Source organism: Pseudomonas sp. GGS8, from assembly GCF_024168645.1.
Lineage (GTDB): Bacteria > Pseudomonadota > Gammaproteobacteria > Pseudomonadales > Pseudomonadaceae > Aquipseudomonas.
The window spans coordinates 3,733,580-3,752,814 of record NZ_JALJWF010000001.1; the positions used below are offsets into that span (position 1 = coordinate 3,733,580).

General features: G+C 60.6%; 21 protein-coding genes and 1 riboswitch. Of the genes, 16 read left to right on the forward strand and 5 right to left on the reverse strand.

The annotated features are described in order from the left end of the window. Position 1 precedes the first annotated feature (1 nt). Entirely contained in the window at positions 2–1,315 is a 1,314-nt protein-coding gene (locus J3D54_RS16905; RefSeq protein WP_253420358.1) for a sorbosone dehydrogenase family protein, read from the reverse strand. Between the two features lie 68 nt (positions 1,316–1,383). Further along, positions 1,384–1,968, reverse strand: a complete 585-nt coding sequence (locus J3D54_RS16910) for a hypothetical protein (RefSeq protein WP_253420361.1) — start codon at positions 1,966–1,968, stop codon at positions 1,384–1,386. 154 nt (positions 1,969–2,122) lie between these two features. Continuing rightward, a riboswitch (cobalamin riboswitch) is annotated at positions 2,123–2,358 on the forward strand. 80 nt (positions 2,359–2,438) lie between these two features. Between J3D54_RS16910 and cobO the strand changes: the two genes are divergently transcribed. From cobO to J3D54_RS16975, 14 genes are all read left to right on the forward strand, one after another. Then, a complete protein-coding gene (gene cobO, locus J3D54_RS16915; RefSeq protein ID WP_007936078.1) occupies positions 2,439–3,050 on the forward strand; it encodes a cob(I)yrinic acid a,c-diamide adenosyltransferase in 612 nt (203 codons plus the stop codon). Continuing rightward, positions 3,047–4,447, forward strand: coding sequence for a cobyrinate a,c-diamide synthase (locus J3D54_RS16920; RefSeq protein WP_253420366.1), 1,401 nt, complete (start codon positions 3,047–3,049; stop codon positions 4,445–4,447). Before cobO ends, J3D54_RS16920 begins: the two co-directional genes overlap by 4 nt. Continuing rightward, on the forward strand, positions 4,444–5,094 hold the full coding sequence (gene bluB, locus J3D54_RS16925; protein ID WP_253420370.1) for a 5,6-dimethylbenzimidazole synthase: 651 nt from the start codon (positions 4,444–4,446) through the stop codon (positions 5,092–5,094). The genes J3D54_RS16920 and bluB overlap by 4 nt, the downstream gene beginning before the upstream one ends. After that, positions 5,091–5,999, forward strand: a complete 909-nt coding sequence (gene cbiB / locus J3D54_RS16930) for an adenosylcobinamide-phosphate synthase CbiB (protein WP_253420374.1) — start codon at positions 5,091–5,093, stop codon at positions 5,997–5,999. The genes bluB and cbiB overlap by 4 nt, the downstream gene beginning before the upstream one ends. Then, complete coding sequence (gene cobD, locus J3D54_RS16935; RefSeq protein ID WP_253420378.1) at positions 5,992–6,984, forward strand: threonine-phosphate decarboxylase CobD; 993 nt, start codon at positions 5,992–5,994, stop codon at positions 6,982–6,984. The genes cbiB and cobD overlap by 8 nt, the downstream gene beginning before the upstream one ends. Then, positions 6,981–8,432, forward strand: coding sequence for a cobyric acid synthase (locus tag J3D54_RS16940; protein ID WP_253420381.1), 1,452 nt, complete (start codon positions 6,981–6,983; stop codon positions 8,430–8,432). Before cobD ends, J3D54_RS16940 begins: the two co-directional genes overlap by 4 nt. A gap of 60 nt (positions 8,433–8,492) precedes the next feature. Further along, positions 8,493–9,014, forward strand: coding sequence for a bifunctional adenosylcobinamide kinase/adenosylcobinamide-phosphate guanylyltransferase (gene cobU / locus J3D54_RS16945; RefSeq protein ID WP_253420383.1), 522 nt, complete (start codon positions 8,493–8,495; stop codon positions 9,012–9,014). Then, on the forward strand, positions 9,011–10,066 hold the full coding sequence (gene cobT, locus J3D54_RS16950; RefSeq protein ID WP_253420386.1) for a nicotinate-nucleotide--dimethylbenzimidazole phosphoribosyltransferase: 1,056 nt from the start codon (positions 9,011–9,013) through the stop codon (positions 10,064–10,066). The genes cobU and cobT overlap by 4 nt, the downstream gene beginning before the upstream one ends. Continuing rightward, a complete protein-coding gene (gene cobC / locus J3D54_RS16955) occupies positions 10,063–10,638 on the forward strand; it encodes an alpha-ribazole phosphatase family protein (RefSeq protein WP_253420389.1) in 576 nt (191 codons plus the stop codon). The genes cobT and cobC overlap by 4 nt, the downstream gene beginning before the upstream one ends. A gap of 2 nt (positions 10,639–10,640) precedes the next feature. Next, positions 10,641–11,372: an adenosylcobinamide-GDP ribazoletransferase gene (locus J3D54_RS16960; protein ID WP_253420390.1), complete on the forward strand. Its 732-nt coding sequence runs from the start codon at positions 10,641–10,643 to the stop codon at positions 11,370–11,372. 70 nt (positions 11,373–11,442) lie between these two features. Further along, positions 11,443–11,847: a MarR family winged helix-turn-helix transcriptional regulator gene (locus tag J3D54_RS16965; protein WP_253420393.1), complete on the forward strand. Its 405-nt coding sequence runs from the start codon at positions 11,443–11,445 to the stop codon at positions 11,845–11,847. Positions 11,848–11,899: 52 nt separating this feature from the next. Then, positions 11,900–13,108 (forward strand): MFS transporter, encoded by a 1,209-nt coding sequence (locus J3D54_RS16970; protein ID WP_253420395.1) that lies wholly within the window; start codon positions 11,900–11,902, stop codon positions 13,106–13,108. Then, positions 13,105–13,227, forward strand: a complete 123-nt coding sequence (locus tag J3D54_RS30345; protein ID WP_301293363.1) for a hypothetical protein — start codon at positions 13,105–13,107, stop codon at positions 13,225–13,227. The genes J3D54_RS16970 and J3D54_RS30345 overlap by 4 nt, the downstream gene beginning before the upstream one ends. Before the next feature lie 71 nt (positions 13,228–13,298). Further along, positions 13,299–13,850 carry a glutathione peroxidase gene (locus J3D54_RS16975; protein ID WP_253420397.1) on the forward strand — a complete coding sequence of 184 codons (552 nt, stop codon included), beginning with the start codon at positions 13,299–13,301 and terminating at the stop codon, positions 13,848–13,850. A gap of 89 nt (positions 13,851–13,939) precedes the next feature. On the opposite strand, the gene J3D54_RS16980 is transcribed toward J3D54_RS16975, so the two are convergent. From J3D54_RS16980 to J3D54_RS16990, 3 genes are all read right to left on the reverse strand, one after another. Next, on the reverse strand, positions 13,940–15,211 hold the full coding sequence (locus J3D54_RS16980; RefSeq protein WP_253420400.1) for an OmpP1/FadL family transporter: 1,272 nt from the start codon (positions 15,209–15,211) through the stop codon (positions 13,940–13,942). A 146-nt stretch (positions 15,212–15,357) separates the two neighbouring features. Continuing rightward, positions 15,358–15,840, reverse strand: a complete 483-nt coding sequence (locus tag J3D54_RS16985) for a hypothetical protein (RefSeq protein ID WP_253420402.1) — start codon at positions 15,838–15,840, stop codon at positions 15,358–15,360. Positions 15,841–16,115: 275 nt separating this feature from the next. Next, positions 16,116–16,340, reverse strand: a complete 225-nt coding sequence (locus J3D54_RS16990) for a hypothetical protein (RefSeq protein ID WP_007898912.1) — start codon at positions 16,338–16,340, stop codon at positions 16,116–16,118. A 991-nt stretch (positions 16,341–17,331) separates the two neighbouring features. On the opposite strand from J3D54_RS16990, the gene J3D54_RS16995 reads away from it, so the two are divergent. Both J3D54_RS16995 and rmuC read left to right on the forward strand, forming a co-directional pair. Beyond that, positions 17,332–17,655, forward strand: coding sequence for a sel1 repeat family protein (locus tag J3D54_RS16995; protein ID WP_253420404.1), 324 nt, complete (start codon positions 17,332–17,334; stop codon positions 17,653–17,655). A gap of 175 nt (positions 17,656–17,830) precedes the next feature. Further along, complete coding sequence (gene rmuC, locus J3D54_RS17000) at positions 17,831–19,195, forward strand: DNA recombination protein RmuC (protein WP_253426647.1); 1,365 nt, start codon at positions 17,831–17,833, stop codon at positions 19,193–19,195. The last annotated feature ends 40 nt before the right edge of the window (positions 19,196–19,235 follow it).

The window sequence follows — 19,235 nt, forward strand, 5'->3', positions numbered from 1 at the left end:
TTTACTTGGCCGCCGAAACGCGCCACACCTTGTTCCCCACATCATCCGCCACCAGCAAGCCGCCCTGCTGATCGATCACCACGCCCACCGGCCGGCCCATGGCTTTTTCCTCATCGTTGAGGAAACCGGTAAGGACATCCACCGGCTGTCCGCTCGGTTTACCGGCGCTGAACGGCACGAAAATCACTTTGTAGCCGCTGTGCGGTTTACGGTTCCATGAGCCATGCTGACCGATGAAGGCACCTTGAGTGAACGGTGCGGGCAACTTGCTGCCTTCGGCGAACGTCAGGCCCAGAGACGCGGTATGGGGGCCCACCGCGTAGTCCGGTGCGATGGCCTTGGCGACCAGGTCAGGGTTTTGTGGTTCGACGCGAACATCGACATGTTGCCCGTAATAGCTGTAAGGCCAGCCGTAGAACCCGCCGTCCTTCACTGAAGTGATGTAGTCCGGCACCAGGTCGCTGCCGATTTCATCCCGCTCGTTGACTGCGGTCCACAGTGCGCCGCTCTGAGGCTCCCAGGCCAGACCGTTTGGATTACGAATCCCCGAGGCGAAGATTCGATGACTGCCGGTGGCGCGATCCACTTCCCAGATCGCCGCGCGACCTTCCTCCTGATCCATGCCGTTTTCACCGACGTTGCTGTTCGAGCCCACGGTGACGTACAGCTTGCTGCCGTCCTTGCTGGCGATGACGTTTTTGGTCCAATGGTGATTCAGTGTGCCGCCCGGCAAATCGACCACTTTGATCGGCTGGGACTTGATCGCCGTCTCGCCGTTTTCATAGTGGAAACGCAGCAAGCGGTCGGTGTCGGCGACGTACAGGTCTTTGCCGACCAGAGTCATGCCGAAGGGCGAGTTGAGGTTTTCCAGAAACACCGTGCGGGTTTCAGTGACGCCGTCGTGGTCCTTGTCCCGCAGCAGGGTGATGCGGTTCGGACTGGGGACGCCGGCCCCGGCACGGCCCATGACTTTGCCCATGATCCAGCCTCGAATGCCTTTGCCGTCGTCGGGTTTGGGTGGCGAGTTGGTTTCGGCCACCAGCACATCGCCGTTGGGCAACACGTAGAGCCAGCGCGGATGATCGAGGCCTTCGGCAAACGCCGCCACCTGAGTCCCTGCTGCTGCGATGGGTTTTTTACCTTGAGGCCAGCCGATCGCCGGGGCAATGTTCACCGTCGGGATCAGGGTTTTGTTCGGTTCCGGCAGCTTGGGCGACGGTCCGGTGCCGTCCGAGACTTGCAGGCTGGAGGTTTCACCGCAGGCGGCGAGCCCTCCGGCGAGCGCGATGATGAAAACGAGCTGGGGTTTGCGCATTACTGATCTTCCCTATGAATGCATTGACGTAATCATAGAGAAGCGTAGGCGCCCGATGGTTCAACCGGTCAGCCGCGGGCTTCCTTGAGCAGTACGGCGATCCCCGGATGGTAGTTGCCGGCTTCATTGCGCAACTTGTGGTAGGCGTAAGGGAAATACCAGGCCACGGCGCAGGTGTGTTCCTTTTGCAGGTCGTCGAGCATGTCCTGGAGTTCTTCCGGGGTGGCGCTGTGCTGGGCTTTTTGTGGGGCGACAAACAGGCAGCCGAGTTTCAGGTCGCTGGCGTAGCTGATGCGCTTCGCGTCGCTGGTGATGTCCGCCAGTGCCTGGGTCAGGTTCAGGTTATTGACCCGCGGCCAGCGCTGGGTGACCTGCAGGTACGCGCGTTCTTCGCGGGTGGCGATAAACAGATCGGCGTGGGCGTTGCGTTCGCCTTCTTCGGTCTGTTTGCGCGTCGGTGTTTGCTGCAGCGTGACCATTTCCGCCATCCAGGCCGCGGCAGAGAGGAGGCCGAGGTTGGCGTTTTCGTCGTACCAGTAAGGCGTATCGTTATCGCCGCGCACGGCGTTGTAGCGGTCGATACAGTCAAACCAGCGTTCCAGCACCGGGCGCAGGAATTCCAGTTTCGGATTGCTGATGATCATGCCTTGCATGTGGCTCACCTTTGTTATTGTGTTGTGAGGTTGTGGCTCTTTGATATCACTGCTGGCAGTGTGGCACAAGATTGGCGTCAGATAATTGATCGACGGCAGTTATTCGCTCAGCGGTGCCCCGGCTTTAATTGACGCTCCACCCCCAACCCTCTAACCTTCGCGGCTTGTTTCAGGTGCTCTGTGACCGTGGTCGACAGAGTGAAACAGGGAAGCCGGTGAGTGGATTTCTTCCAGCGAAGAATGATCACGATCCCGGCGCTGCCCCCGCAACGGTAAATGAGTGAAGACTGCGCCTGATGCCACTGTGTCGATGAACGATGCGGGAAGGCGCGCAGTCGGGCCAATCGCCGCTCATGAGCCCGGAGACCGGCCTGATCCATTCAGCGGCATCACGGTGGGCGATGCCAGGCTTCTTGCCGTCTATTCTTGTGCCTGCCCGCCGTTATCCAGCCTCAACGGAGAGCTCCCCTATGACTGATACCCCTGATCGTGACGAACGCCATCTGGCGCGCATGCTGCGCAAAAAGGCCGTGATCGACGAACGCATCGCCAATTCGCCGAATGAATGCGGCCTGCTGCTGGTGCTGAGTGGCAACGGCAAAGGCAAGAGCAGTTCGGCGTTCGGCATGCTCGCGCGTTCCATGGGCCACGGCATGCAGTGCGGCGTGGTGCAGTTCATCAAGGGGCGCAGCAGCACTGGCGAGGAGCTGTTCTTCCGGCGCTTTCCGGAGCAAGTGCGTTTTCATGTGATGGGCGAGGGCTTCACCTGGGAAACCCAGGACCGCCAGCGTGACATCGCCGCCGCCGAAGCCGCTTGGGCGGTGTCCCGCGAGCTGCTGAGCGATCCGTCGATTGGCCTGGTGGTGCTCGATGAATTGAACATCGCCCTCAAGCACGGTTACCTCGATCTTGATCAGGTGCTCAGTGACTTGCAGGCCCGTCCGCCGATGCAGCATGTGGTGGTCACCGGCCGTGGCGCCAAGCCGGAGATGATCGAACTGGCTGATACCGTCACCGAAATGGGCATGATCAAACACGCCTTCCAGGCCGGGATCAAAGCGCAAAAAGGCGTCGAGTTGTGATTCAACCACGTCATTGCCCGGCGGTACTGATTGCCGCGCCGGCTTCCGGTCAGGGCAAGACCACCGTCACGGCTGCGCTCGCCCGTTTGCATCGCAATCAGGGACGCAAGGTGTGCGTGTTCAAATGCGGCCCGGACTTTCTCGACCCGATGATTCTCGAGCGCGCCAGTGGTGCACCGGTTTATCAACTGGACATGTGGATGGTCGGCGAGCAAGAAAGTCGTCGTCTGTTGTGGGAAGCCGCTGGCGAAGCCGATCTGATTCTCATCGAAGGCGTGATGGGGCTGTTCGACGGTACGCCGTCCAGCGCTGACCTGGCGCGGCATTTCGGTGTGCCGGTGCTCGGCGTGATCGACGGCACTGCGATGGCGCAGACCTTTGGCGCGCTGGCCTTGGGCCTGGCGCGCTATCAGCCGGATTTGCCGTTTGCCGGTGTGTTGGCCAACCGGGTCGGCACCCTGCGTCATGCGCAATTGCTCGAAGGCAGCCTGACAGAAGGCTTGCGCTGGTACGGCGCCTTATCCCGGGAAACCGGCATCGAATTGCCGAGTCGGCATCTCGGCCTGGTGCAGGCCAGCGAGCTGAATGACCTCGATCTGCGCCTCGATGCGGCGGCCGCCTCACTGGCCAGCAGCTGCGACGTGACGTTGCCGCCGGCCGTGGAGTTTGCCGCACCTGAAGTGATCGCCGCCGAACCGTTGCTGGCCGGTGTGCGGATTGCCGTGGCCCGGGACGAAGCCTTCGCGTTTACCTACGGCGCGAGCCTGGATCTGCTGCGAGCCATGGGGGCCGAATTGTCTTTCTTCTCGCCGATTCGCGACAGCGAGTTGCCGGAGGCAGACAGCCTTTATCTGCCGGGCGGTTACCCCGAATTGCACCATGTGGCGTTGTCACAAAACACACCGATGTTAAATGCCATCCGCGCTCACCACTCGGCGGGCAAACCGTTGCTGGCCGAGTGTGGCGGCATGTTGTACCTGCTGGACTCGTTGACCGATGTCGAGGGTACTCGCGCTGAGCTGGTTGGCTTGCTGACCGGTGATGCGGTGATGCAGAAGCGTCTGGCGGCGTTGGCCTTGCAGGCGGTGGAACTGCCCGAAGGTTTGCTGCGCGGGCACACCTATCACCACTCGTTGACCAGCACCGAGCTTGAGCCGATTGCGCGTGGTCTGAGCCCCAATGGCGGGCGAGGGGCGGAGGCGGTTTATCGTGAGGGGCGGATGACGGCCTCTTATGTGCACTTTTATTTTCCGTCCAATCCGGCGGCGATTGCTGCGTTGTTGGCGCCTGATCGTGAGGCCGCCATCGCGAGCAGCCTCGCTCCCACAGTTGACCGCGTTTTGTCGGGCAACACTCCATCTAATGTGGGAGCGAGCCTGCTCGCGAAGAGGCCATGACGGACAACACATTTTCCGAAGCCGAACGCGAAGCTGTTTATCGCGCAATTGCAGAGCGCCGTGACATGCGCCACTTCAGCGGCGGAACGGTCGAGCCCGAGTTACTGAGGCGCCTGCTCGAAGCCGCGCACCAGGCGCCGAGCGTCGGCCTGATGCAGCCCTGGCGGTTTATCCGCATCAGCGACCGGGCGCTGCGCGGCAAGATCCAGCAACTGGTGGAAGAGGAACGCATCCGCACCGCTGAAGCCCTCGGCGAGCGCTCCGACGAATTCATGAAGCTCAAGGTCGAAGGCATCCAAGACTGCGCCGAAGTGCTGGTCGCCGCACTGATGGACGATCGCGAACGGCATATCTTCGGCCGTCGTACGTTGCCGGAAATGGACATGGCCTCGCTGTCCTGCGCCATCCAGAACCTTTGGCTGGCGTCCCGCGCCGAAGGCCTGGGCATGGGCTGGGTGTCGCTGTTTGAGCCGCAAGCCTTGGCGGACCTGTTGGGTTTACCGGCCGGGGCCAAACCCTTGGCCGTTCTTTGCCTGGGGCCAGTCAAGGAGTTCTATCCGGCGCCGATGCTGGTGCTCGAAGGCTGGGCGCAGGCGCGTCCGCTCAACGAGTTGCTGTATGAAAATTATTGGGGAGTGAGTCAATGAGTGTGGCGTTGTTGAGTGTCGCCGCGGTCGCGCTGGATGCGCTGCTGGGTGAACCCAAACGCTGGCATCCGCTGGTGGCGTTCGGTCGTTTTGCCGATCGCATCGAACAGCGTTTCAACTCCGCTGGCCGCGGCTGGCGCAGTCACGGGGTAACGGCCTGGGTGATAGCGGTCGGACCGCTGACCTTGCTGGTCACCGCGCTGTCCTGGGCACCTTACGTTGGCTGGATCGTCGAGATTCTCGCGCTCTATTGCGCGCTTGGCATGCGCAGCCTCGGCGAGCATGTCGAGCCGGTGGCCAAGGCCCTGCGCAGCGATGATTTGGTTGAGGCGCGCACACGTGTCGGTTATCTGGTCAGCCGCCAGACCAGCGAACTGGACAAAACCGAAGTCGCCCGCGCCGCCACCGAATCGATGCTGGAGAACGGCAGCGATGCAGTGTTCGCCGCGCTGTTCTGGTTTGCCGTGGCGGGTGCGCCCGGCGTGGTGCTCTATCGTCTGAGCAACACCCTGGATGCAATGTGGGGTTATCGCAACGAACGCTTCGAACGTTTCGGTTGGGCTGCGGCGAAAGTCGACGATGTCCTGAACTACATTCCCGCACGCTTGGTGGCGTTGACCTACGCACTGTTGGGCAAAACCCGACTGGCGCTGAAATGCTGGCGCACCCAGGGCCCGACCTGGGACAGCCCGAATGCCGGGCCGGTGATGGCGGCCGGTGCCGGTGCGCTGGGGGTCGAGTTGGGCGGGGCGGCGATTTATCACGGTGAACTGCATCAGCGTCCGCAGTTGGGCGAAGGCGTACCGGCGGATGCCGATTCCATCGACCGTGGCTGGCAATTGGTCCAGCGCGGGGTATGGTTATGGCTGCTGATTCTCTGCGTGGGGGCTGAATTCTATGCTTGAGCACGGTGGCCGATTGCGCAAGGCGGCACTTGAATACGGTATCGCCGAAGCCGATTGGCTCGACCTGTCCAGTGGTCTTGCGCCCTGGCCATTCCCGGTCCCGGACATCCCGCTGCGGGCCTGGGCGCGTCTGCCGGAAACCGATGACGGTCTGGAGCAGGCCGCCTGCGACTATTACGGAGCGGTTCAGGTATTACCAGTGGCAGGTTCGCAAATGGCGATTCAGTTGCTGCCGCGTTTGCGCCGGGCCGGCAAGGTCGGCGTGCTGTCGCCATGTTACGCCGAACACGCCGAGGCCTGGCGTCGCAACGGTTACGTCGTGCGTGAAGTCCTGGAGTCGGAAGTCGATTTCTTTCTCGACAACCTGGACGTGCTGGTGGTGGTCAATCCGAACAATCCCACGGGCCTGAGCCTGACTCCGGCCCGCCTGCTGGATTGGCATGCGCGGCTGGCCCAGCGCGGTGGCTGGCTGGTGGTGGACGAGGCGTTCATGGACAACACACCGCATTTGAGTCTGGCGCCGTTTGCCAACCAGATCGGCTTGATCGTACTGCGTTCCTTCGGCAAGTTTTTCGGTCTGGCCGGTGTGCGGTTGGGGTTTGTGTTGGCCGAGCGCAAGTTGCTCAAACTGCTGGCCGAGCAAGTCGGGCCTTGGGCGGTCAGTGGGCCGACCCGTGTATTGGGCCAGGCTTGCCTGACGGATACGGACGGGCATACCCGACAGCGCATTCGCACGGATGAAGCCGGCGAGCGTCTGGCGCTGCTGCTTGAGCGGTATGGTTTCAAGCCTCAGGGCGGCTGCGCGTTGTTCCAGTGGCTGATCACCGAGCGCGCCGAAGCGCTGCATGAATTCATGGCCCGGCGCGGTATTCTGCTGCGGTTGTTCACCCACAACAGCAGCCTGCGTTTTGGTTTACCTGCGGATGAAACGGACTGGTCGCGCCTCGAACAAGCCCTGCAAATCTATGCCAAGGAAAACCCATGACAACGTTGATGGTGCAAGGCACCACCTCCGACGCCGGTAAAAGCACACTGGTGACGGCGCTGTGTCGCTGGGTCACGCGCCAAGGCGTGAGCGTGGTGCCGTTCAAGCCGCAGAACATGGCCCTCAACAGTGCGGTGACCGCCGACGGTGGCGAGATCGGTCGCGCTCAGGCGGTGCAGGCCCAGGCGGCCAACCTCGAACCGCACACCGACATGAACCCGGTGCTGCTCAAACCCAACAGCGACACCGGCGCCCAAGTGATCATCCATGGTCGCGCGGTCACCACCATGAATGCTGTCGCCTATCACGACTACAAAGCGATCGCCATGCAGGCGGTGCTGGCCTCCCATGAACGGCTGAGCGCGGCGTATCCGCTGGTGATGGTCGAAGGGGCGGGCTCGCCGGCCGAGATCAACCTGCGCGCCGGCGACATCGCCAACATGGGTTTTGCCGAGGCGGTGGACTGCCCGGTGGTGCTGATTGCCGACATCAATCGCGGTGGGGTGTTCGCGCATTTGGTCGGTACCCTGGAGCTGCTGTCGCCGAGCGAGCAGGCACGGGTCAAAGGCTTCATCATCAACCGTTTTCGCGGCGACATCGCCTTGCTGCAACCGGGGCTGGACTGGTTGGAGGCACGCACTGGCAAACCGGTAATCGGCGTGTTGCCTTATGTGATGGACCTGCATCTGGAGGCCGAGGACGGCCTCGATCAACGTCAGACCGACAAGGCCGAGCAAGTGCTCAAAGTGGTGGTGCCGGTCCTGCCGCGCATCAGCAATCACACCGATTTCGATCCGCTGCGCCTGCATCCGCAAGTAGACCTGCAATTCATCGGCCCCGGCCAGGCGATTCCACCCGCCGACCTGATGATTCTCCCCGGCTCGAAAAGTGTACGCAGCGACCTCGCGTACCTGCGGAGCAACGGCTGGGACACGGCGATCGCGCGGCACTTGCGCTACGGCGGCAAAGTGCTGGGTATCTGTGGTGGTCTGCAAATGCTCGGCGAGCAGGTGCATGACCCGCTGGGCCTCGAAGGCGCGCCGGGTTCCAGTGCCGGTTTGGGTTTGCTGGCGTTCGAAACGCAGCTCGAAGAAGAAAAGCAGTTGCGCAATGTACGTGGGCGTCTGGCGCTGGAAGATGCGCAAGTCAGCGGCTATGAAATTCATGCCGGCGTAACCACCGGGCCGGCGCTGGAAAACGCCGCCGTGCTGCTGGACGATGGTCGTTGCGATGGCGCGCAAAGTACCGATGAGCAGATTTTCGGTACGTACCTGCATGGCCTGTTCGAATCACCGGCGGCGTGCAGCGCGCTGTTGCGCTGGGCCGGTTTGCAGGATGTGCAGGAGGTGGATTACCACGGGCTGCGCGAGCGCGATATCGAGCGGTTGGCGGATCTGGTGGAGAAGCATCTGGATACTTCGTTGCTGCGTGAGCTTTGTGGTTTTTGAGGTGGCTGTATTGCCCGCGATAAGGCCCGTTGCCTCACCGAAGATTTTAAGGAATAAACCATGCTGCAACTGATCCTCGGCGGCGCCCGATCCGGCAAAAGTCGTCTGGCTGAAAAGCTGGCGACAGACAGTCAGCTTCAGGTCACCTACATCGCCACCAGCCAACCCCTGGACGGTGAAATGAACGAACGGGTGGCCCATCATCGCGCCCGCCGTCCCGCCGAGTGGGCGTTGATCGAAGAACCGCTGGAACTGGCCCGTGTGTTGCGCGAAAGCGCCAGTGCCGACCGTTGCCTACTGGTGGATTGCCTGACGCTGTGGCTGACCAATCTGCTGATGCTCGATGACGCCGAGCGCTTGTTGGTCGAACGCGAAGCCCTGCTGGACTGCCTGGCGTCGTTGCCGGGTGAAATCATTTTTGTCAGCAACGAGACCGGAATGGGTGTCGTGCCGCTGGGCGAATTGACTCGCCGCTATGTCGATGAAGCCGGTTGGCTGCATCAAGCCTTGGCCGAGCGCTGCCAACGTGTCGTCCTGACCGTCGCCGGCCTGCCCCTGACTTTGAAAGGAACTGCGTTATGACTCACACCTGGTGGCTGAACCCGTGCAAGCCAATCGATGCGCAAGTGGTCGAACAGGCGCAGGCGCGTCAACAGCAACTGACCAAGCCTGCCGGCTCCCTCGGCCTGCTCGAAACGGTGGCGGTGCAATTGGCCGGGTTGCAGGGCCGGGTCAAGCCGACCCTCGATCAGCTGTGGATCGCGATTTTTGCCGGTGACCATGGCGTGGTCGCCGAAGGGGTGTCGGCGTTTCCGCAGGAAGTCACCGGGCAGATGCTGCACAACTTCGTCAGCGGCGGCGCGGCGATCAGTGTATTGGCGCGGCAGTTGGGGGCTTCCCTTGAAGTGGTCGACCTCGGCACCGTTACGCCGTCGTTGAATCTGCCGGGTGTGCGTCACCTGAACGTTGGCCCGGGCACGGCGAATTTCGCCCAGGGCCCAGCGATGACTCAGGCCCAGGGCGAACTCGCTTTGCAGGCCGGTCGCGACAGTGTGCGACGGGCCACTGCAGCAGGCGCGCAGTTGTTTATCGGTGGCGAAATGGGGATCGGCAACACCACAGCGGCCAGCGCATTGGCCTGTGCCTTGCTCGATTGCCCGGTGGTGCATCTGGCCGGGCCGGGCACCGGTTTGAACGCGGCGGGGGTCAGCCATAAAGCCCAGGTCATCGAACGTGCCTTGGCGTTGCATGGCGCTCAGCGTGGCGATGTGCTGCAAACCTTGTTCAACCTTGGCGGTTTCGAAATCGCTGCGCTGGTCGGTGCATACCTGGCTTGTGCGCAGGAAGGCGTCGCGGTGTTGGTCGACGGGTTTATTTGCAGCGTCGCTGCGCTGGTGGCGGTGCGTCTGAATCCGGCCTGTCGTGAGTGGTTGCTGTTCGGTCATCGTGGTGCCGAACCGGGTCATCGCCATGTGCTGGAAACCCTGAACGCCGAACCGTTGCTGGACCTCGGCCTGCGGCTGGGCGAGGGCAGTGGTGCGGCGTTGGCCGTACCGTTACTGCGTTTGGCCTGCGACCTTCATGGGCAGATGGCAACATTCGCCGAAGCGGCGGTGGCGGACCGCCCGGCATGACCTTGCGCCTGGACCTGTTGCGTCATGGCGAAACCGAACTCGGTGGCGGCCTGCGCGGCAGTCTCGACGATGCGCTGACCGGCAAGGGCTGGGAGCAGATGCGCGCCGCAGTGGTCGAGCAGGGGCCTTGGGATCGCTTGGTCAGCTCGCCGTTGCAGCGTTGCGCCCGCTTTGCGCAAGAGCTTGGGGCGCAACTGGGGTTGCCGGTGCAGCTGGAAAAGGATCTGCAAGAGCTGCACTTCGGCGCTTGGGAAGGGCAGAGCGCGGCGGCACTGATGGAAACCAGCGCTGAGGCATTGGGCTTGTTCTGGGCCGATCCCTATTCGTTCACACCGCCTGACGGTGAACCGGTTGCTGACTTTTCGACGCGGGTGTTGGCGGCCATCGAGCGGCTGCACGCGGCTTATGCGGGTGAGCGAATCTTGCTGATCAGCCATGGCGGCGTGATGCGATTGTTGCTGGCGCAAGCGCGCGGATTGCCGCGTGAACAGTTGCTCAACGTTGAGGTCGGCCATGGCGCGTTGTTCTCGTTGACGGTTGAATCCGGCGCTTTGTTAAGGGAGGCGATCTGATCATGTTGCCGTTCTGGATCGCCCTGCAATTTCTGAGCAGCCTGCCGATTCGCCTGCCAGGCATGCCGACGCCCGAGGAGCTGGGCCGGTCGTTGTTGTTTTATCCGCTGGTCGGCTTGCTGTTCGGCGCTATTCTGTGGGCGCTGAACGGGCTGTTGCAGGGCGCGCCGTTGTTGCTTCACGCCGCGTTGTTGCTGACCGTGTGGGTGGTGCTCAGCGGCGCGTTGCACCTGGATGGCCTGGCCGATAGCGCCGATGCGTGGCTCGGTGGTTATGGCGACCGTGAGCGCACGCTCACGATCATGAAAGACCCGCGCAGCGGGCCGATCGCGGTGGTGACGCTGGTGCTGGTGTTGCTGCTCAAGTTCGCCGCGTTGCTGGCGTTGATCGAGCAGCAGCACAGCGTGGTGCTGATCATTGTTCCACTGATTGCCCGCAGCGCGCTGTTGGGATTATTCCTGACCACACCTTACGTGCGTCCTGGTGGATTGGGGCAGGCGCTGGCCGATCATCTGCCGCGTCTGGCCGGAAAGCAGGTGTTGGCGGTCGGCGCAGTGGCCTGTGTGCTGATGGCCGGCCTCAGTGGCGTATGGATGCTAGTGCTGGCGGCTGTGATTTTTGTCTGGTTGCGGCAAGTGATGATGCGGCGACTGGGCGGGACGACTGGCGATACCGCCGGAGCGTTGCTGGAGTTGCTGGAAGTGGCGCTGCTGGTGGGGCTGGTGCTGCTCTGAATTCTCGTCCCTACAGGTAAAATGTGTCGAAAAATTTGCTTTCATTTAACCGCGGGTATATACACGCACCATGCTTCCTTCTCAATGTTTGTGCACTAACCTGCGTCGCGCCGCTCGTGGCGTCAGCAGGCATTACGACGGCGCGCTCGACGGCTTCGGGATCAATGTTGCCCAGTATTCTTTGCTGTGCAACCTGCAGCGTCTGGATCAGCCGAGCATCTCGTCTCTGGCCGAGGCCATGGGCCTGGATCGCAGCACTCTGGGGCGCAATTTGCGGGTGCTTGAAGGTGAAGGCCTGGTGACGCTGGTCGAGGGCGAGGACATGCGCAATCGTATCGTCCTGCTCACCGAGACGGGGCGCGACCGTCTGGCAGCGGCCTTGCCGGCCTGGGAAGCGGCGCAGCAGCGGTTGATCGACCGTCTGGGTGCCGAGAAGCGTGAAACCTTGATGAAACTGCTGGACGAACTGGCTTGAGGCCGGTTTGTTCGATCTTAAGCGGGTATATACCCGCTACCGGAGAATAAGAATGACATCGATGTGGCGTACGTGCGGTTGGGTGCTGTTGGGCAGTGCGCTGATTCTGGCGTTGTCTCTGGGGGTGCGGCACGGCTTCGGGCTGTTTCTGGCGCCGATGAGCGCCGAGTTCGGCTGGGGGCGCGAAGTGTTTGCCTTCGCCATTGCCCTGCAGAACCTGATCTGGGGCCTGGCGCAGCCGTTCACCGGCGCATTGGCCGACCGCTTTGGCGCCGCGAAGGTGGTGTTGATCGGTGGTGTTCTATACGCCTTGGGTCTGGTGTTCATGGGCTTGTCCGATTCGGCGGTGACCTTGTCCTTGAGCGCCGGGTTGTTGATCGGTATCGGCCTGTCCGGCACCTCGTTCTCGGTGATCCTCGGCGTGGTCGGTCGTGCTGTGCCGCCGGAAAAGCGCAGCATGGGCATGGGGATCGCCAGTGCCGCCGGTTCCTTCGGTCAATTCGCCATGTTGCCCGGTACGCTAGGACTGATCGGCTGGCTGGGCTGGTCCGCGGCATTGTTGGTGCTTGGCCTGCTGGTGGCGCTGATCGTGCCGCTGGTGAGCATGCTTAAAGACAAACCACTGCCGGTGCTTGGGCATGAGCAAACACTGTCTGAAGCGCTGCGCGAAGCCTGCTCCCATTCGGGGTTCTGGCTGTTGGCGTTCGGTTTTTTTGTTTGCGGTTTTCAAGTGGTGTTCATCGGCGTGCACCTGCCGGCCTATCTGGTGGATCAACACCTGCCAGCCTCTGTCGGCACTACGGTGCTGGCGCTGATCGGGCTGTTCAATATCTTTGGTACTTATACGGCGGGCTGGCTTGGCGGGCGGATGTCTAAACCGCGCTTGCTCACCGGTTTGTATCTATTGCGGGCGATGGTGATTGTGCTGTTCCTCTGGGCACCGGTCACGCAGGTCACGGCGTATTTGTTCGGCATGGCGATGGGCTTTCTCTGGTTGTCGACGGTGCCTTTGACCAACGGCACGGTGGCCACGTTATTCGGCGTCCGAAATCTGTCCATGCTCGGTGGGATTGTTTTCCTGTTCCACCAACTGGGCTCGTTCCTTGGTGGTTGGTTGGGTGGGGTGGTGTATGACCGAACCGGGAGCTACGACTTGATCTGGCAGGTGGCGATTCTCTTGAGTCTGATGGCCGCAGCCCTGAACTGGCCAGTGCGCGAGCAGCCGGTGGCGCGTCTGCAAACCCAGGTGAGCACCGCATGAACAGTCTTTGGCCGCGGATGGCTGCCATCACCGTCGGCGTATTGTTGCTGGCCCTGGTTTGGTGGGGCTGGCATCAGGGTGGGCTGGCATTGATGCAGCTGGGCATGGGGGGTTGCTAGCGAGCTGCTTGCTAGCGAGCGGCGAAGGCGAGTAGTTTCGCGTTCTGACGATAGTTCAAGGATGCACCGACATGCCGATGCGTTGGCTTGCAGTTCCCGCGTTGCTGATGGTTTTTTCCGGGCTGGCTCAGGCAGCAGAATGCCCGGAGCTGTTACAAGGCTCATTGCCGAAGCTGCGCGCCAAGGAGTCCATCGATCTGTGCCAGCGCTTCGCAGGCAAGCCGCTGGTGGTGGTCAATACCGCGAGCTTCTGTGGCTTCGCCCCGCAGTTCAAAGGCCTTGAGGCGCTGTATCAGCGTTACAAGGATCAAGGGCTTGAAGTGGTCGGTGTTCCCTCCAATGACTTCAAGCAAGAGGCCAAGGACGGCGCAGAGACTGCCAAGGTCTGTTACGTGAACTATGGCGTGACCTTCACCATGACCGAGCCGCAGAAAGTCCGCGGCGATGACGCCACGCATTTGTTCAAGGTCCTTGCCGAACAAAGCAGTTCGCCGAAGTGGAATTTCTACAAATACGTAGTCGATCGCCAAGGCAACGTGATTGCCAATTTCTCCAGTCTGACCAAGCCCGACAATCCCGAGTTCATCGAGGCGGTGGAGAAAGCCCTGGCCTCGAAACCCTGATCGACGCGCACGAAAAAGCCCCGCCTCTGTACAAGAGTGCGGGGCTTTTTCAGTTCAGGCGGCGAGGGGGTCAGGTTCGCCGTGAATTATCAGAAACGGTAGGTCGCGCCTACACCGAAACCGTTCGCCCAGTTTTCATACTTGGCGTTGTAGCTCTGGCCACGGTTGTTGCTGTTGTTGATCTTTACCGACTCTTCACGCAAGTATGAGTACGCCACGTCGATGGTCAGATCGTCGGTCGGGCTCCAGCCGGCGCCCAGGCTGAAAATCTTGCGATCGCCCGTCGGGATGCGTGGGGAGCGATTGACGTTGTTGGTCGGTGCCTGGTCAAAGGACAGGCCGGTACGCAGCACCCATTCCTTGTTCAGCTTGTAGGACGCGCCGATGGCGTGAGCCCAGGTGTCGTGCCAGTTCTGTTCTTCGGTGATGCTGCCGAACTGGCCATTGAGGATGGCCGGCACGCCTTTGTTTTCGACGGTGATGTCTTTCAGGCGGCTCCAGCGAGTCCAGGTGCTGCCTGCGTAGAGGGTCCACTTGTCATTCAGCTCATGAGTAAGCGAGAGGTCGACCGACTCAGGGGTGGTCAGGTCCAGCGAAGCATCGTACTTCTGGCTTGGGTTCTGACCCAGAGCCCCGAGGAGGCTGTAGTTGACCTTGGTGTCACCTTCGAGCTTGTACTTCACTTTCGAGTGGTAGGTCAGGCCAACGCGAGTGCTGTCGGTAGCTTGAACCAGGATACCGATGTTGTAGCCCAGCGCGGTGTCGTCACCCTTGATCTTGACGTTACCGTCCGGCGCGCGCGGGTTCAGTGACAGATTCGATTCGAGGGTGCCATCAATGCGGTTGATGGTCGGACCGAAGCCGATCGACACCTTGTCGTTGAAGGCGTAGCTGACGGTCGGTTGCAAGGTCATGACTTTTACTTCGCTCTTGCTGCCGAAGTAGCGGCCGGCAAAGCCATTCTCGTAGTCGGTCACCAGGCCGAATGGTGCATACATGCCGATACCGAATGCCCAATGGTCATCGATTGGCTTGACGTAGTAACCCATTGGCACGGCGACCAGGGGAACCATGTCGCCATCGTTGCTGCCGCCGTTCGGTCTGGAGCTGGCGTGGCTGATGTCAGTGTGGGCATCGAGCAGTGCAACGCCGCCTGTCACTTGTTCGCGCTTGAGGCGAGACATACCGGCAGGGTTGCCGAAAATGGTGCTTGCATCGTCGGCAGAGGAAGATCGCCCGGCAAAACCAGTACCCATCCCGCTGATACTCTGTTCGTTGATGGCGAAGCCACTTGCGAAGATCTGGGTGGATGCCAAGGCAACGGCAAGACTAAGGGTGGTTTTGAGCATTACTTTTTTCATTATTAGAACTCCTGGTGATCACCGGGGCGAAAATTACCAACATTTTCGTCCGGGCGCCATAGCCTGTATCGCTGGAGTTAGAGTGGTTTTGTAGGACAATCCGACCAGAATCGCGACCTGTTGTGCGATTTTTGGAAATGGGCGGGTCAGCAGGCGACCTGATTCAGCGGTGAAACACAGGTTTGCCAGGCGCAGGTGAAGTCTCGCAGACGACCTTGAGGCTGGAAGGTCTGGCGCCAGATTCGGGCCATTCCCAGCACGTCATCGGAGGCGGGGAGGGGAGTGTTCTGTTCTTCTACCAGTAGCCAGGCGATGGCGGTGGCGTAACGCAGGTTGACGGTCAATTCCAGATGCGGCCCGCTGAGAAAAGCATGCTGGCTGGCCAGGCCGCGAACCAGGCTCGCCCGTTCCGGGTCCAGGGCCAGGTAGTGATCCCAGAGGGCCTGGTGGCGGGGTTCGGCGATTCGGTACAAGCCGTGTCCACGGCGGTCATGCAGGGCTGAACCAAGGGCTGACTGACTGGCGGCAATGCCCAGCAGCAGGGATTCGGCAGTCGCGCTATGGCGTCCGAGGTAGATCAATGTCGGACGGATCACATAACGGCACAGTTCGCTGGCAGCGATACCCATAAAGCCCTCGAAACATGAAGTGGTCGGCGATACCTGAAGGAGGCCTTGGCAGCTGTGAATCGAATCAGGCTCGCCGGAAGCGGATCAAGCCGCTTGAGTTGAAGTGTAGTGTCATTATTTTGCTGTAAAGGACTGTTTTTAAAATATTTCCGGCTTCGAGTTATAACTGTTATATCGGTTAGTGCTTAGGCAACAGGGACAAAAAGAGAAATATCGGGCAATAAAAAGCCCCGCTTTTCAGCGGGGCCTTTGAGGTTTTCAGCGTTACTGGCGTCTCAGGCAACCAGTGCCTGGCGAGTACGCTCGATCACAGCCTGCAGTGGTTCGGCGCTGGAGTATTGATCGGGGTACAGGCGTTCGCTGTGACGAGCGATGCCGTGTTCGTTGACCAGGGTAAAGCTGAAGCAGCCTTTGCGAGCGGCCATGATCAGGCAATTCATTGGTGCAAAAGCGTTGGTTAGGGTGCGAATGGCATCCTGAGTGTGGATTTGAGTAGACATAATCGGGTGTTCCTACAAGCGACACGGATAAGAACCGTGCAAAGTTAAAACGTTCCAGTGACGACGACCACCATTGGTCGAACGAAGAACCCGACTGGAACAAAGCAGCCAGTTTGAAGCGCTGATAAGTTGGCGCGCTTGGGCTGGCAGGTAGGTACTTAGGAGGGCAGGCAACACAGCAGGGGCAAAGGTTCTGGGCCCGGGGTGAAGATCCTGATCAATTTGCAGGTTGGTTCGGTCAGAGTAAGTGAACTTCGCAACACCCTTTGCTTTCGATTCAAAGGCTGTGTTGGCGCAAGATTTACCTGGAAACCATCGAGGTGGTCGATCCCGCTTTGTCGGTGAAGGCTTCTCTTAAGGAAGGCTGACCGGGAGGATTTGTTCGACCAGAATTGACTTTCAGCTTGGTACTAACGCCGCGGATACTAACGGATTGAATGGCCGAAGGGAAGCCTGTTCGCAAAAATACACTGGAGTGCTGGCCGACCACCTCCGCAAGAGCTGTCGGAAAATCTAATCGGCCGACACGTGCCCCGCAATAGCCCAAAAATCGGTCGTTGATCCGAGAGGGCGATCGAGCCAGGATCAACCTGTGGTGCGGGTCGTCGGGTTTATCCCCTGGCGTTACCAAAAAAACGCGCCGAAAAAGCGCACCCATATAACCACCTCGCAGGTACTTGTGCACATAAGTTGCGCGGACTGTCATCCCACTGTCATCCTCGCTTCACCGGGGGTGGGTGCCTGTAATGAAAATTTAAGTCAATGAAAAACATCGCTTTTTTTTACTGGTGAAAAAATCGTCAGTTTGACCGCGAGCCCCATTCCACACGGCTTTGCGCGAGTTCAAGCGCGGTTGTCCACTGAGTTATCCACAGCTTCTGTGGATTGTCCCGAGCGCTTGCTCTAGGACGGGCGTGCAGGCTTTTTCGACTTTACCTGTACGAAAAAAAGAGTAGAGTGGCGCGCCTTCCGATCTGCTCCACAGTGCTTTATGAAGTTTCGCTCAGTACCAGTCTCTGCGGCCTCAACAACCTCCAGCATTAACCCACCCAAGCGCTTTTCGATGCGTGTGGCCGAGTGGCTACTGGACAGCCCGCGTCTGGGCGAAAACCCCAATGTAAAACACTTTGCCGGACGTTTGCTCAAGCAACCTGCCCGTGAAGGCGTGGTGGCCGCGCAAAGCCGCCTCGGCCAATTGATGTGCCGCGAATGCGGGAACGCCCGGGATCGCCGCATTGGCCAGGAACTGTTGCGCCAGGCCGCACGCGCAGGGGACCGACGCGCCCAGCAGGAACTCGGCCTGATCGAAGACTGAGCTGTCCAAGACCTGACGCCTTGGTTAACCTTCACGCTTTATCTAATCGGCAGGAGTGGCTATGGCGATGGACTTGACCAGCGCATTGCTGGGGCTGGCGGGCGCAGCACTGCCGTTGCTGGTACTGGCCTGGCAACTTCAGCGTCGGACGAGTACAGGGCAGGCCGAACTGGCGTTGCTGGAAGAGCGCCTGGCCATGGCCCAGCTGACGCAGGATGGCTTGAACGCCCAGCTCGACACCTGCCGTGATGAAGTCGCTGACCTGAGCCAGGCCAACGCCGCCAAACAGGCCGATCTGGCCGCCCTGCGCCGTGAAGTCGAATTGCTGCAGATCGAACGCGACGATGCTCGCGATGCAGCCCACGCCTGGAACATCGAACGTGCCGGCAAAGAAGCTGAGTTGCGTCGCCTGGACGCTCAGGCTGCCTCCCTCAGCGCCGAGTTGCGTGAGCAGCAGGAAAGCCATCAGCAGCGCCTCAACGACTTGCAAGGCTCACGAGATGAATTGCGCGCGCAATTCGCCGAGCTGGCGGGCAAGATCTTCGACGAGCGCGAGCAGCGTTTTGCCGAAACCAGTCAGCAGCGTCTGGGGCAATTGCTCGATCCGTTGAAGGAGCGCATCCAGTCATTCGAAAAACGCGTTGAGGAAAGTTATCAGGCCGAGGCCCGCGAGCGCTTTTCCCTGGCCAAGGAGCTGGAGCGTCTGCAACAACTGAACCTGCGCCTGAGCGACGAAGCCACCAACCTTACCCGTGCCTTGAAAGGGCAGAAAACCCAAGGCAATTGGGGTGAACTGATTCTTGAGCGAGTGCTTGAGCACGCGGGCCTGGAGAAGGGGCGCGAGTACCAGACCCAGGTCAATCTCAAGGGGCCGGACGGTGAGCGATTCCAGCCGGATGTGATTATTTACCTGCCTGGCGACAAGCAGGTCGTGGTCGATTCCAAAGTCAGCCTCACGGCTTATCAGCAATATGTGGCCGCCGAAGACGACGGTATCGGCCAGATCGCCATCAAGCAGCACGTACTGTCGCTGCGCAATCACGTCAAAGGCCTGGCTGGCAAGGATTACAAGCGGCTCGACGGTTTACACAGCCTGGATTTCGTCCTGCTTTTCGTCCCGATCGAAGCGGCGTTTTCCGCGGCGTTACAGGCTGAGCCAACGCTGTTTCAGGAGGCCTTCGACCGCAATATCGTGATCGTCAGCCCGACCACGTTGCTGGCCACTTTGCGCGTCATCGACAGCCTGTGGAAGCAGGAGCGCCAGAGCCAGAACGCCAGGGAAATCGCCGAGCGCGCCGGGTGGCTGTACGACAAGTTCGTGTTGTTCATTCAGGATCTGGATGAGGTCGGCAATCGCTTGCAGCAACTGGACAAGGCCTACAGCTCTGCCCGCAATAAGCTGACAGAAGGTCGTGGCAATCTGGTCAGTCGCAGCGAACAGCTCAAGTTGCTTGGCGCCCGGGCCAGCAAGAGCTTGCCGGCGGATCTGCTGGAGCGGGCGATGACGGATGTCGATGGTTTGGCCGAGTTGCCGGAGTAGCCGAAAAGCTTCGCGAGCAAGCCCCCTACAGGGTTCAATC